Below are 13,708 nucleotides of genomic sequence, written 5' to 3'. Positions count from 1 at the left end.
GGCGCTGTTGCGGGAGAGCGGGGTCAGCCGACGCCCAGGGGGATGCCGAGCAGGTACCAGGCCACGAAGAACGCGACCCAGGCGACCCAGACGACAGCGGCGATCGGGATCGTGAAGGAGGCCAGGGTGCCGATGCCGGCCGACTTCTTGTGCTGCTGGATGAAGCCCAGCGCCATCGCGAAGTACGGGCTCATCGGGGTGACGCAGTTGGTGACCGAGTCGGCGACGCGGTAGACGGCCTGGGTGGTCTCGGGCTCGATGCCGATGAGCATCAGCATGGGTACGAGGATGGGAGCGGCCAGGGCCCACAGCGCGGAGCCGCTGGTGATGACGAGGTTCATGAAGGTGATCAGCACGGCGATGCCGACCAGCACGGTCCAGCCGCCCAGGTGCATGTCCTTCAGGGTCTGCGCGCCCTCGATGGCGATGACGTTGCCGATGTTCGTCCACTTGAAGTACGCGAGGAACTGCGAGATCGCGAAGAAGAGAACGAGGATCGGGGCGTATGTGCGCGTGCCCTCGACCAGCGCGTCGACGATGTCGGCGGGGGCACGGAAGGTGCCGGTCATCCGGCCGTAGACCCAGCCGACGAGGGTGAAGAACAGGAAGAGGACGAGCGACATGCCTGTGATCAGCGGGGATTCGACGATGGAGCCGTTCTCGCCGCGCAGGGGTGAGGACGCCGGGACGAGGGCCAGCGCCAGCAGCGCGACGAAGCCGGCCGCGACCAGCCCGGTCACCCGCAGCGCGCGGCGCTGCTGCTCGGTCACCTCGATCGTCTTCAGCTCGTCGTCGGTCAGCGCGGTGACCGGCTCGTCGGGCTCCAGGTCCGATCGGCGGGCGAGGACCTTGTCGACGACGAGCGTGATCACCAGGGCCACCAGGACCGACGAGGCGAGCGCGAAGAAGTAGTTCGCCACCGGGGTGACGACGTAGTCCGCGTCGATGGTGTGGGCCGCAGCGGTGGAGATCGACGACAGCAGCACGTCGGTCGTGGTGATCGCCGGGGAGGCGTCGTACCCGGCGGAGATGGAGACGTAGGCGACGATGCAGCCGAGCACCGGGCTGCGGCCGGCGGCGCGGTAGATCAGCGCCCCGAGCGGGATGAGCGTGACGTACGCGGCGTCGCCGGCGACGTGGGCGACCATCGCCGTCATCGACAGCGCGAAGGTGAGGTACTTGCCCGGCACTCGGGCGACCATGCGGCGCAGCATGGCCGTGAACAGTCCGCTCGCCTCGGCGACGGCGATGCCGAAGCCCACGATGAGGATCGTGGCCAGCGGCGGGAAGGTCGCGAAGTTCTCGACGGCCCCCTCGACCATCGTCGTGAGCCCGGCCTTGCTCAGCAGGCTCTGCACCTCGATGGTGTCGTGCGTCCCTGGATGCACGGTGCCGACACCGGCCGCCGCCAGTACCGCGCTGAGGACGATCACCACCCCCGCGAGGATCCAGAACAGCCAGAACGGGTTGGGGAGTCTGTTCCCGACCTTCTCGATCGCCGCGAAACTCCGGAACGCGGCACGCATGACTCTCGACCGGGGCTCGGTCGGCTGTGGCTGGGCAGAGGTGGCACTCATCGGTACCTCTTCGTGCATTTGAGGGATGTTCTCGCGAACAATGGCATCCTGATGAGAGATTCTCTATACCTTGGACGTAACGGTGGGATTAATCGGCAGTCTAAGGTGGGGCGCTATGACCAGCCCTCTCCTCGACGAGCTCGACCGGCGCCTCATCGGGGCCCTTCACCTGGCACCCCGGGCCACCTGGGACGACATCGGCGCGATCCTGTCCGCCGACGCCGGCACGCTGAAGCGCCGTTACGACCGGCTGCACGAGGCCCGGATGGTCCGCGTGATCGGGCAGGCCGACTGGGGGATGCACTCCACGGCGATGCCGGTGCACGTCTTCCTGGACATCACCGGTGAGACCCCGCTGGCCGTTCTGGACCGTCTCCGCAACCTGCCCCACCTCCAGCTCCTGGCGCAGATCTCCGGCGACTACCCGCTCTACGCCGTCGTGCACGCCCCCTCCGAGGCGGCCACCAGCGAGGCGATCGACCGGATGTTCTCCGTGCCCGGCGTCCGCCGCGTCAAGGCCCTGCCCGCGCTCAGCACCCTGCGCCGGGGCATCACCTGGGACCCGCAGTTCCTGACCGCCACCGAACGGGCCGAACTGCTCGAACTCACCGGCACCCGCACCGAGGGCACCGCGACCGCGACACCCCCCGCCAAGCCCCTCAGCGAGGCCGAGCGCACCGTCGTGGCCCAGCTGCTCCAGGACAGCCGGGCCTCCGCCGCGAGCATCGGCCGGGCCGCGGGCCTGGCCACCTCCACCGCACACCGGGTCGTCCGCCGGGTCCTCGACGAGCGGTGGGTACAGCCACGCCTGGAGATCGTGTCGGACTGGCTGGGCTTCCAGACCCCGTTCGTGCTCCGCCTGCGGATCGCGCCCGGCGAGACCCCCGACGTCATGCGCCGCATCGACCGGCTCCCCCAGACCCGGCTCGCCGCCCACGTGGCCAGCGACATGTCCGTACTCGCCACCGGCCTGGTCACCGACCGCTCCGCCCTGGCGCTCTTCATCGACAACGAACTCGCCAGGATCCCCGGCATCCTCGGCGTCAGCGTCGACGTCATGCTCGCCGAACCGCGCCGCTACTGGCTGGACCGCGACCTGACCTCCGGCCTCGGCATGTTCCACGCGCCGACGCTGCTCTGAGGCACCGGGCAGCACCGGACACCCTCCCCTTCCCCCTTTGCCCTGTCTTTGCGGCACTGTCGCCCGAATCAACTTGCGTAAGTCAATCAATCCTGCATATCGTTGAGTGAGTCAAGCAAATCCATTGACCCTTCCGACGGAGGCAGCACGATGTCCGACGCCCTTGTCCGATCCGCCGAGGCCGGGGATTCCGCCCGGCCGAGGTCGAACGCCGTGGTGGCGGTCCTGGCCTTCGCCGGAATCGTCGTCTCGTTGATGCAGACCCTGGTGATCCCGATCGTCCCGGAGCTGCCGAAGTACCTGGACGCCTCGGCGTCGAACGCCGCCTGGGCGGTGACCGCCACCCTGCTGGCCGCCGCTGTCGCGACCCCCGTCGTCGGGCGCCTGGGCGACATGTTCGGCAAGCGGCGGATGCTGCTGGTCAGCATCGTCCTGCTGGTGAGCGGCTCGGTGGTGGCCGCGTTCAGCGACTCCCTGGTCCCGATGATCGTCGGCCGGGCGCTGCAGGGCCTGGCGGCCGGTGTCGTCCCGCTCGGCATCAGCATCATGCGTGACGTACTGCCCTCCGAGCGGCTCGCCGGCTCCACCGCGATGATGAGCGCCTCGCTGGGTGTGGGCGGCGCGCTGGGTCTGCCGTCCGCCGCGTTCATCGCCGACAACTACGACTGGCACGTGCTGTTCTGGGTCTCCGCGGTTCTCGGTGCCGTCGCCTTCGCGCTCGTCCTGACGATCGTGCCCGAGTCGAAGGTGCGTACCGGCGGGCGCTTCGACCTGGTCGGCTCGCTCGGTCTGTCGGCCGCGCTGGTCTCCCTGCTGCTGGCCATCTCCAAGGGCGCCGACTGGGGCTGGAGCAGCGGAACGACGCTCGGCCTGTTCGCCGTCGCGGCCGTCGTACTGGTGGCGTGGGGCTTCTACGAGCTGCGGACCAGCCAGCCGCTGGTGGATCTGCGGACCACCGCCCGCCGGCAGGTGCTGTTCACCAACCTCGCCTCGATCGCGTTCGGCTTCTCGATGTTCGCGATGTCGCTGGTGCTTCCGCAGCTGCTCCAGCTGCCCGAGCAGACCGGTTACGGCCTCGGCAAGTCCATGATGACCGTCGGTCTGGTGCTGGCCCCGCAGGGCCTGGTGATGATGGCGATGGCGCCGGTCTCCGCCGCGATCACCAAGACCAAGGGCCCGAAGATCACCCTGATGACGGGTGCCGTCATCGTCGCCGCCGGCTACGGCCTGAACATCCTGCTGATGTCCGAGGTCTGGCACCTCGTCCTGGTCTCCTGCGTCATCGGCGCCGGTGTCGGCTTCGCCTACGGCGCGATGCCCGCGCTGATCATGGGCGCCGTGCCCGCGTCCGAGACGGCCGCCGCCAACAGCCTCAACACCCTGATGCGGTCCATCGGTACGTCGTTCGCGAGCGCCGTCGCCGGTGTCGTACTGGCGCAGATGACCACGGACTTCGGCTCGGTCGCCCTGCCCTCCGAGAACGGCTTCAAGGTGGTCATGGCCATCGGTGCGGGTGCGGCGCTCCTCGCGCTGGCTCTCGCCGCCTTCCTGCCGCGGCAGCGGACGGCCGCGCAGGCCGTGTCCCCGGCCGGAGACGCGGGCGACGGTCGGGCCGAGGTCACGGAGGCGGCCGGAGTGAAGTCATAAGGCCCCCGGGCCTTTCAAGCATCCAGGCGGTCGCCTCCCGTGGGAGGCGACCGCCTGCGTTCGTACGGGGTGCGGTCAGGGCTTGCGGCCCAGGCCCCCGTGCTGGCCGATCGGCGTCGGGGCCGTGTCCGACTTCTCCGGGTGCCACAGCGGGACCGAGACGACCCCGGGCTCGACGAGTTCGAGGCCCTCGAAGAACGCCTCGATCTGGGAGACGGGACGGAGGAAGTACGGGACCGCGCCGGTCTCGTTGTAGCCGTCCTGGGCCGCCTCGTACGCCGGGTCGGTGCCGCGGGAGCCGTCGTTGACGCACAGGTAGCTGCCCGACGGGAGGCCGTCCACGAGGGCACTGACGAGGGTGCGGGCCCGGTCGTAGTCCGCGACGTGACCGAGGATGCCGCTGAGGATCAGGGCGGTCGGGCGGGAGAGGTCCAGGGTCCGGGCGGCCTCCGCCAGGATGAGGTCCGGCTCGTAGAGGCTGGAGTCCACGTAGTCGGTGGCCCCCTCCTTCGAGGAGGTCAGCAGCACGCGCGCGTGGGCGAGGACCAGCGGGTCGTTGTCGACGTAGACGATCCTGGACTCCGGCGCGAGGCGCTGGGCGACCTCGTGCGTGTTGTCCACGGTCGGCAGACCCGTACCGACGTCCAGGAACTGCCGGACGCCCGCCTCCTCCACCAGATGACGGATGCTGCGTCCGAGGAAGGCGCGGCTGCTGCGGGCGATGGTCACGATGCCGGGGAAGACGGCGGTGTACGCGTCGCCGGCCTCCTCGTCCACGGGGTAGTTGTCCTTGCCACCCAGCCAGTAGTTCCAGATCCGCGCCGAGTGCGGCACGGAGGTGTCGATTCTCTGCCTCGCCGCCGGGCCGGTCGAGCTCTCGTGGTCGGTCATGGGCACCGTCTTCTCATCCAAGGCGTGTACGGACACGCACAAACATAAGGTTCAAGATTCACCGATCAAGGTCCAACCACCAAGATACGTACGGCTTTTCGCACTCCGCGCGCCGACCCTCGTACCGCCGCCGCGCGCAGGGCGGTCGCACGGCCGTGTGCCACCGCTCCGGGCCGGCCGGCGGGCGCGTGTGATGATGGCGGAAGTCGTGGAGAGAAGCGGGGGTGGGCGACCATGACCAGCCGGTTGCTGATGCCGTACCGGAGCGCCGGACGCGCTGCACGGTCGGGCGTACGGCGGGTGGCCCGGCCACCGGAGGTACGGGGTTCGACGCGGGCCACCGAGATCCTCGACTGGGCGGATCCGGGTGTCACGGCCCTGGTGAACCGGGTCCGGGGACGGGCCTCCGCATCCGAGACCCTGCGTGTGGCCCACGGGATCATCGCGCGGGAGATCCGGCCGGTGTACTCCGTGGAGGACCAGCGGCGGGTCTCGGCGACACTGCGGCTGGGACGCGGTTCGTGCAGTCAGCGGATGGCGGTCCTTGAGGCGGTCGCCCGTGCCGTGGGCGTCCGCACGCGGGTACGGGGCCTGCTCGTCGACGGCGTCTTCTGGTATCCGCGGTTCCCCCGGCTGAAGCCGCTGGTGCCGAAGCAGGTGCTGCTGGCCTGGCCGGAGTTCCGGCTGGAGGGCGCGTGGGTGCCGATCGGTGAGCTGTTCGGGAAGGGCGGCGGCGACGGCGGGTTCACCAACCGCGGCGGCGAGACCCTCTTCGACGCCGTGGCCCGCACGACGGTCGACTGGGGCGGGGCGACTGCCTGCGGCGCCATCGGTGGGAGCTGCGATCTGTCGGCCCAGGTCCAGACGGACCTGGGCCACTTCGACTCCCGGGATGCGCTCTTCACGCAGCACGGCCAGACGTTGTGCTTCGCGGCACGCACGATGACCGAGCCGGTGCTGGGTCGGTGGAGCGCGGGCGCCTGACGCTCCGCGGGGTATGCGGTTCTTCGGGTGCGGATCCGGTGGGGGCTGGTCGCGCAGTTCCCCGCGCCCCTTAAAAGCAAGGGCTACCGCCCCCTGAAGACGAACGGCCAGGGCTGCCACCCCTCAAGGACAAAAGGCCGGGGCGGTAGCCCTGGCCTTTGTCTTTAGGGGCGCGGGGAACTGCGCGACCAGCCCCCACCCACCCGCATCCGAAGAACCGCCCACCCAGCGGAGCGTCACGCGGCCAGCGAAACCGCCCCGACCGCCGGTGTCCTCAGCGCCCTGCGGGCCGTCGTCAGGCTGGTCACGAGCACCGCCGCCCCCGCGACCGCCACGATCCCGAACCAGATGCCCAGCCCTTCGTCCGGAAGGACCGAGTCCGTGCGGACCATCGTGAAGGGGATGATCCCGGCGAGCCCGGCCGCCGTACCGAAGAAGACACCCGTCACCGTGAGGACCAGGGACTCGATGCCGACCATCCCGAGGACCTGACCCGGAGTCGCCCCCGCCAGCCGCTGCTGGCCGAACTCCCGGCGCCGGTAGGTGGTCGCCGCGTACAGCGAGTTGATCAGCATGATGCAGGAGAAGACCACGATGATTCCGACGACCACGAGGTTCAGGGTCTCGAGGTTCTTCGCGTCGATGGACTTCGGGACTCCGGCGGCGTCGATGGCGTCGTTCTCGACGGCCTGCATGTAGAGGGTCGCCGTCGCCATGCCGGTGAAGAGGATCAACGGCATGAGGACACCGGACAACTGCGCGGCACGCTCCCGCATGGTGCGTACGGCGAGATAGCCGCTCGGGCCCGTCAGCGGAAGCCGGTCGAGCAGGGCCCTCAGCAGCTTCGGCGACAGCAGCGCGAAGCCGACCGCGAGCAGGATCGAACCGTACGCGGCCGGTGCCATCAGCGCGGCGTCGGTCGAGGAGAACGCGAAGGTGGAGCAGACCGACAGGCCGCCGAGGACCAGGGCGGCGCGGACGAAGAACGTCCGTCCCCTGCCGCGGGGCCCGGTCTTCCGGGTGGCCCGGCGCACCGCGAGGAACGCCGCGCCCGCCGCCGCGAGGACGGTGATGTCGATGCCCGAGAGCAGCGCGATCGCCCCGAAGGAGTAGTCGACGGACTCGGCGACCTGCCCGCTGTCCTGGAAGAGGTCGAGCAGCAGCCGCCCGCCGAGCATCGCGGGACCGATCGCGAGCAGCGCGCCCACCAGGGCGACGGCCACGGACTCCCCCACGACCATCCGCTTGATCTGTGCGGGGGTCGCGCCGGAGCAGCGCAACAGCTCGATCTCGGCGGAGCGCTGACGGACGTTCACCGTCAGGGTGGAGGCGACGGCGAAGAACACCAGGAGGGTGCCGTAGCCGCCGACGACGCCCGCCGCGGTGGAGAGGCTCTCCGCGCTGGTGGAGTCGACGCCCTTCGCGCCCGCCGTGTCGTGCATCGAGTTGAAGGTCATGATGATCGCCGCGCCCAGGAAGGCGGACAGCAGCGTCGCGGCGAAGCGCCCGGGGCGCTGCCGGATGGAACGCATGGCCAGAGCGAACATGACGGTCACACCCCCGCCATCACGTCGTCGCCGAGGTGCGCGAGGCGCTCGGCCACCGCGTCCGCGGTCGGCCGGTGCAACTCACCGGCGAGCCGGCCGTCCGCGAGGAACAGCACCGAGTCGGCGTACGAGGCCGCCACCGGGTCGTGGGTCACCATGACGACCGTACGGCCGTGGACCCGTACCGCCTCCTGGAGGAGCCGCAGGACGTCCCGCGCGCTGCGGGTGTCGAGGGCGCCGGTCGGCTCGTCGGCGAAGATCACACTCGGCTCGGTGACCAGGGCGCGGGCGATGGCGACTCGCTGGCGCTGGCCGCCGGAGAGCTGGTCGGGCCGGTGGCCGAGGCGGTCGCCGAGGCCGACGGCGGTGAGGATCTCCTCCACCCGGGCCCGGTTCACGCGGCGGCGGGCGAGCTTGAGCGGCAGGACCGTGTTCTGGGCGACGGTGAGGGTGTCCAGCAGGTTGTACTGCTGGAAGACGAAGCCGATCCGGTTGCGCCGGAACTTCGTCAGCTCGGCCTCGGTGCCGCCGGTCATCTCGGCGCCGTCGACCACGACGATGCCGCTGTCGGGCCGGTCGAGCCCGGCCGCGCACTGCAGCAGCGTGGACTTGCCGGAGCCCGAGGGCCCCATCACCGCGGTGAACGTGCCGCGCGGCAGGGCGAGCGTCACCCCGTCGAGGGCGGTCACCGCGTTCTCCTCGCCCCCGTAGGTCTTGGTGACCTTGACCAGCCGCAGCGCCTCGGCGGCGGGGCCCGTGCCGTGCTGGTGGTTGCGTCGATCGGTTCGGCGAAACATCGTCATCAGCCTCCGTCGGGCACCGTCCGTGCCCCGCTGTCCGGGCACTTCCTGTGCCCCGCGAAAGACGCTACGGAGAAGGCGGGGCGGGCACATTGGGCGCAGAACCCGTATCGGGGGGTGTACTCAGCGACACCTCCCCCGGCGGGAAATCCCGGTCCCGCCGAGGACAAACCCCGGTTGTGAAGGGAATCCCCGGCTCGACACTCCCCGGAACAGCGGACTTGTAGGTGGCATGACCACACTCATGCGTGCCCTTTGCCTCCGCTTCGCCGCCCGTACGCCTCCACTTGCTTGCATCGACGGCATGGACCACATCACGTTCCTTGTGGCCGTCGTCATCGTCACGGCCCTCGCCTTCGACTTCACCAACGGCTTCCACGACACGGCGAACGCGATGGCGACCTCGATCGCCACCGGCGCGCTGCAGCCCAGAACCGCGGTCCTGATCAGCGGCGTACTGAACGTCGGCGGCGCGTTCCTGTCCACCGAGGTCGCCAAGACGATCTCCGGCGGGATCGTGGACGACACCCTGGTGACACCGGGCATGATCTTCGCCGGTCTGGTCGGCGCGATCCTGTGGAACCTCGCGACCTGGCTGCTCGGGCTGCCGTCGAGCTCCTCGCACGCGCTCTTCGGCGGTCTGATCGGGGCCGTCTGGGTGGGCGCGGGCGAGCACGGGGTGCACTTCGACAAGGTCGTCGAGAAGGTGCTGGTCCCGGCGGTCGCCTCACCGCTGGTGGCGGGTGTGGCCGCGCTGATCGCGACGTACCTCGCGTACAGGATCACGGCCCGGTCCCGGGAGAAGTCGGTGACGAAGGGGTTCCGGCTCGGGCAGATCGCCTCGGCGTCGCTGGTCTCGCTCGCGCACGGCACCAACGACGCGCAGAAGACGATGGGCGTCATCACGCTCACGCTGATCTCGGCCGGGGCGCTCGGACATGACGCCGGGCCGCCCCTGTGGGTGATCGCGTCGGCCGGACTCGCGATCGGCCTCGGTACGTATCTCGGCGGCTGGCGGATCATCCGGACGATGGGCAAGGGCCTGACCGACATCCAGTCGCCGCAGGGCTTCGCGGCCGAGGCAGCCTCCACGACGGTGATCCTGACCTCCGCACACCTCGGTTTCGCGCTGTCGACCACACAGGTGTGCTCCGGCGGCATCCTCGGCGCGGGCCTGGGCAGGCGTCTCGCCGAGGTGCGGTGGGGCACGGCGGGGCGGATGGTGGTGGCGTGGCTGGTGACGCTTCCCGCCGCCGCGCTGGTCGGCGGCCTCTCCGCGAGCGTGGTGACGCACGGCGGGAACTTCGGCATCGTGGTAATCGCACTCCTCGCGCTCGCCGTCGCCACGTTCATCGTCGTGATGTCGCGCCGCAACCCCGTGCACGCGTCCAACGTCAACGAGACCCACGAGGTCAGCGTCCGCGTCGCGGCCGCGCCGCGGGTCTCCACCGCCGCCTGAGTCGCCCTGGTCGGGACGAGCAAGGAGAGTACGAACGATGCAGCTGGACTGGAGCGCCCTCGGCGAGGTCGCCGCGGTGAGTACCGGAGTCACGGTCGGAGTGGTCGTCGTCTTCGCCCTCGGCGTGCTGGGCCTGGCCCGCGCCGAGACCGCGCGGGAGGGCGACGGAGGCACCGACCCGGTGGGGCTCGGCGTGGCCGGGCTGTGCTTCCTGGCGTGCGCGAGCGTGGTGGCGTACGGGATCTATCTGATCGTGCCGCAGTTCCACTGATCCTCCCGGGGAGTAGAGATGACCGAGCTGCTGAGTGACATGCGCGTCGACTACAGCGACCACGACGACCCGGTGCTGATCCGCCCCGACGGCAGCCCGGTGGACACCTGGCGGGAGAACTACCCGTACGCACAGCGCATGGAGCGCGGCGAGTACGACTGGCACAAGCGGCTGCAGCAGATCGAGCTGCTGAAGCTGCAGAGCTGGATCAAGGAGACCGGGCGCCGGCTCGTCGTCGTCTTCGAGGGGCGGGACGCGGCCGGCAAGGGCGGCACGATCAAGCGCTTCACCGAGCACCTCAATCCGCGCGGTGCCCGGGTGGTGGCCCTGGAGAAGCCGACGGAACGCGAGCGCGGACAGTGGTACTTCCAGCGGTACGTCGAGCATCTGCCGACGGCCGGGGAGATCGTGCTGTTCGACCGGTCCTGGTACAACCGGGCCGGTGTGGAGCGGGTGATGGGCTTCTGCACGGGCGACGAGTACCGGCGCTTCATGCGGCAGGCGCCCGCGTTCGAGCGGATGCTCGTCGACGACGGCGTGGACCTGGTGAAGTTCTGGTTCTCGGTGTCGCAGGGCGAGCAGCGCACGCGGTTCACGATCCGGCAGGTCGACCCCGTACGGCAGTGGAAGCTCAGCCCCATGGACCTGGCGTCCCTCGACCTCTGGGACGACTACACCGCCGCCAAGGTCTCCATGTTCCGCGAGACGGACACCGAACAGGCCCCGTGGACCGTGGTGAAGAGCAACGACAAGAAGCGGGCCCGGGTGGAGGCCATGCGCAGTGTGCTGGCCCGCTTCGACTACACGGGCAAGGACCACGAGGTGGTCGGAAAGCCGGACCCCCGGATAGTCGGCGCGGCGGCGACCCTGCTGGAGGCGGGCGAGGACGACGAACTGCAGGAGGGCTGGTAGGGGGCTCACGGAGGAGCGCCTGGCCGGGCGCCAGGAGGAGCTCGCGGAGGAACGCTCGGGGCCGGCGGCGGTCCGAAGGCGTACGCGGACGCCTCAGCCCTCGCCGCCCCCGCTGCCCCCACTCACCGTGAACCCGATCGCCGACCCCCCGCCCTCCCGGCGCCGGGCGAACGGATCTCCGCCGTGGGCGGCAGCCACCTCGCGGACGATCGACAGTCCGAGCCCGGAGCCGGGCAGGCTCCGGGCGTCCGGCGCGCGGTAGAAGCGGTCGAAGACCCGCTCAAGGTCCTCCTCGGCGATACCGGTCCCGCGGTCGAGGACCTCGACACGGACGGCAGCCGCCGTGCCGGCACCGGCGCCCGTGCCCACAGGCATCCCCGCTCCCGTCCCGGTCCCTGTCCCCGTCACCACGATGTCGATCGGCTCGCTCCCGCCCCGGTCGAACTTCGCCGCGTTGTCCACGAGGTTGGACAGCGCCCGCTGCAGCGCGCCGGGCCGGCCGTCGACCACCGTGTCGCCGGACACCCGCACGGTGACGGCCCGCCCCGTCCGCCGCCTCGCCGCCACCGCCACGTCCTCGGCGATGTCGGCGAGGGCCACCCGCTGGAGCGGCTCCCGGTCCGACTGGCCGGCCGCGAGGTCCACCAACTCGTTGACCAGGTCGGTGAGTTCGCGGGACTCCTGGGCGAGGTCGGCGACCAGTTCCCCGCGGGCGGCGGGCGGGAGTTCGTCGATCCGGCGGAGCATCGAGATGTTGGTGCGCAACGAGGTCAGCGGCGTACGGAGTTCATGGCCCGCGTCCTGGACGAGGCGCCGCTGGTCCTCCTCGGACTGGGCCAGGCGGCCCAGCATGCGGTCGAAGGAGCGGCCGAGCCGAGCCACCTCGTCGTAGCCGGCGACCGGCACCTGGATGCCGAGCCGCCCGGTCCGGGCCACGTCCTCCGCGGCCCCGGCGAGCCGGACGAGCCGCGAGGTGATGCGCCGGGCCAGCCACCAGCCGAACAGACCGGCGGCGATCACGACGGCGCCCACCAGCAGCACGGTCCGCTGCTGGAGTTCGCGCAGCAGGTCCTCGGTGTCGCTGAACTCCTGCGCGATCTGCACCGCGCCCCGCCCGTCGCCGAGCGAGACGGTGGCCACCCGGTACATGCCGTCGCCGACGTCGACGTCACGGTGTTCCACCAACTGGCCGGCGGGCCGCGCGGCGGCGATCCGCTTGTCGTCGGCGCCGACGGGCAGCGGCGGATGGCCCCGGTCGACGACCGCCGCGTCCGGTCCAAGCACCTGCACGACCGTGCCGCTCGGCCTGATCAGTTCGTCGCGCGGGCCGCCGTCGGCGTCGGCGGTGGCGAAGTCGGCGGGGGTCAGGGCACTGTGGCGCACCTCGTCCAGCAGGTCCTGCACGACACCCTCGAACACGGTCTGCTGGTCGACGCGTACGAGCCGGGCGGCGGCGTCGTACGACAGGAACCCGACGAGGACGGTGACGGCGGCCGCCACGGCCGCGAACGACACCGTGAACGTGGTGCGCAGCGAGGACAGCCGGGCCCGGGCCACCCACCGCCTCAGGCGCGCGCCGCCGGAGCGCACTCAGTCCTCCCTCAGCACGTACCCCACACCGCGCACCGTGTGGATCAGGGAGGGCGCGCCCGGCTCGTCGAGCTTGCGCCGCAGGTAGCCGACGTACACGGCGAGGTTCTTGGAGCCGGGACCGAAGTCGTAGCCCCAGATGCGGTCGTAGATGGTGGTGTGGTCGAGGACGATGCCCGCGTTGCGGACGAGCAGTTCCAGCAGGTCGAACTCGGTGCGGGTGAGTTCGACCTCGTGCGGGCCCCGCCACACGCGACGCGCCTGCGGATCGATGCGCAGACCCGCTGCGGCGATCTGGCCGTCGGGCATGCGCGGCGGTTCACTGGGTACGTCGACGGGGGCGCCCGTACGCCGGAGCAGGGCCCGGAGCCGGGCGAAGACCTCCTCGACGTCGAACGGCTTTACCACGTAGTCGTCGGCGCCGGCGTCCAGACCTGCGATGCGGTCTGCGGTCTCGACGAGTGCGGTGAGCATGAGGATGGGGGTGCGATTGCCCTCTGCACGCAGGACGCGACAGACCTGGAGGCCGTCGATGCCCGGCATCATCACATCGAGAACGAGCACGTCGGGTGGGGTGCGGTGGGCCTGCGCGAGCGCCTCGACGCCGTCGGCGACCGCCGTGACCGCGTATCCCTCCAGGGTCAGGGCCCGCTCCAGGGCATGGCGGATCGCGCGGTCGTCCTCGGCGAGCAGCAGATTCTGGGGCACGGGACCAGTCTGCCAAGCCCTGCGGTACGTACTACCTGCTGGAGAGGGGTACGGCCGGGCCTCTTACCCGGCTCTCACCCTGCCGGGACCAGTGGCTTACCTCGCCCCGCCACTGTGTCCCCGATGCCGGGGGCGAGCGCCGCAACGGGGAGGCAGCGCACCGCATGAAACGTAGGGAGAC

Annotated in this window: 12 protein-coding genes; 6 read left to right on the top strand and 6 right to left on the bottom strand. The window is 70.7% G+C overall.

Annotated elements, in window-relative coordinates; translation table 11 throughout:
- Positions 1-23: 23 nt before the first annotated feature.
- On the bottom strand, positions 24-1,577 hold the full coding sequence (locus tag OG718_RS31320) for an AbgT family transporter (protein WP_143644138.1): 1,554 nt from the start codon (positions 1,575-1,577) through the stop codon (positions 24-26).
- A 115-nt stretch (positions 1,578-1,692) separates the two neighbouring features.
- Between OG718_RS31320 and OG718_RS31315 the strand changes: the two genes are divergently transcribed.
- Together OG718_RS31315 and OG718_RS31310 are read left to right on the top strand one after the other, a co-directional pair.
- A complete protein-coding gene (locus OG718_RS31315) occupies positions 1,693-2,718 on the top strand; it encodes an Lrp/AsnC family transcriptional regulator (protein ID WP_143644139.1) in 1,026 nt (341 codons plus the stop codon).
- Between the two features lie 150 nt (positions 2,719-2,868).
- Complete coding sequence (locus tag OG718_RS31310; RefSeq protein ID WP_328845761.1) at positions 2,869-4,365, top strand: MFS transporter; 1,497 nt, start codon at positions 2,869-2,871, stop codon at positions 4,363-4,365.
- A gap of 75 nt (positions 4,366-4,440) precedes the next feature.
- On the opposite strand, the gene OG718_RS31305 is transcribed toward OG718_RS31310, so the two are convergent.
- Positions 4,441-5,256 (bottom strand): SAM-dependent methyltransferase, encoded by an 816-nt coding sequence (locus tag OG718_RS31305; RefSeq protein ID WP_143644141.1) that lies wholly within the window; start codon positions 5,254-5,256, stop codon positions 4,441-4,443.
- 234 nt (positions 5,257-5,490) lie between these two features.
- Here OG718_RS31305 and OG718_RS31300 point away from each other — a divergent pair, with 234 nt between their 5' ends.
- The gene (locus OG718_RS31300; protein ID WP_328845760.1) at positions 5,491-6,240 is read left to right on the top strand and encodes a transglutaminase domain-containing protein; all 750 of its coding nucleotides are present in this window, start codon (positions 5,491-5,493) and stop codon (positions 6,238-6,240) included.
- A 236-nt stretch (positions 6,241-6,476) separates the two neighbouring features.
- Here the strand turns inward: OG718_RS31300 and OG718_RS31295 are convergent, their stop codons facing one another.
- On the bottom strand, positions 6,477-7,787 hold the full coding sequence (locus OG718_RS31295; RefSeq protein WP_328845759.1) for an FtsX-like permease family protein: 1,311 nt from the start codon (positions 7,785-7,787) through the stop codon (positions 6,477-6,479).
- A gap of 5 nt (positions 7,788-7,792) precedes the next feature.
- Positions 7,793-8,590 (bottom strand): ABC transporter ATP-binding protein, encoded by a 798-nt coding sequence (locus tag OG718_RS31290; protein ID WP_443055175.1) that lies wholly within the window; start codon positions 8,588-8,590, stop codon positions 7,793-7,795.
- Positions 8,591-8,891: 301 nt separating this feature from the next.
- Here OG718_RS31290 and OG718_RS31285 point away from each other — a divergent pair, with 301 nt between their 5' ends.
- Genes OG718_RS31285 through ppk2 form a run of 3 tightly spaced genes read left to right on the top strand, consistent with a single transcriptional unit; the run spans position 8,892 to position 11,229 of the window.
- A complete protein-coding gene (locus tag OG718_RS31285) occupies positions 8,892-10,046 on the top strand; it encodes an inorganic phosphate transporter (protein ID WP_328845757.1) in 1,155 nt (384 codons plus the stop codon).
- Between the two features lie 37 nt (positions 10,047-10,083).
- A complete protein-coding gene (locus OG718_RS31280; protein WP_143644145.1) occupies positions 10,084-10,317 on the top strand; it encodes a hypothetical protein in 234 nt (77 codons plus the stop codon).
- An 18-nt stretch (positions 10,318-10,335) separates the two neighbouring features.
- Positions 10,336-11,229, top strand: coding sequence for a polyphosphate kinase 2 (gene ppk2, locus OG718_RS31275; protein WP_143644146.1), 894 nt, complete (start codon positions 10,336-10,338; stop codon positions 11,227-11,229).
- Between the two features lie 93 nt (positions 11,230-11,322).
- Here ppk2 and OG718_RS31270 read toward each other — a convergent pair whose 3' ends face one another.
- Together OG718_RS31270 and OG718_RS31265 are read right to left on the bottom strand one after the other, a co-directional pair.
- Positions 11,323-12,819 (bottom strand): HAMP domain-containing sensor histidine kinase, encoded by a 1,497-nt coding sequence (locus tag OG718_RS31270; protein ID WP_328845756.1) that lies wholly within the window; start codon positions 12,817-12,819, stop codon positions 11,323-11,325.
- Positions 12,820-13,527 (bottom strand): response regulator transcription factor, encoded by a 708-nt coding sequence (locus tag OG718_RS31265; RefSeq protein WP_055610892.1) that lies wholly within the window; start codon positions 13,525-13,527, stop codon positions 12,820-12,822. It lies immediately after the preceding gene.
- Positions 13,528-13,708: the final 181 nt, after the last annotated feature.

Source organism: Streptomyces sp. NBC_00258, from assembly GCF_036182465.1.
Lineage (GTDB): Bacteria > Actinomycetota > Actinomycetes > Streptomycetales > Streptomycetaceae > Streptomyces.
The sequence above is the reverse complement of the archived record's forward strand: the minus strand, read 5'-3'. Positions and strand labels throughout refer to the sequence as shown.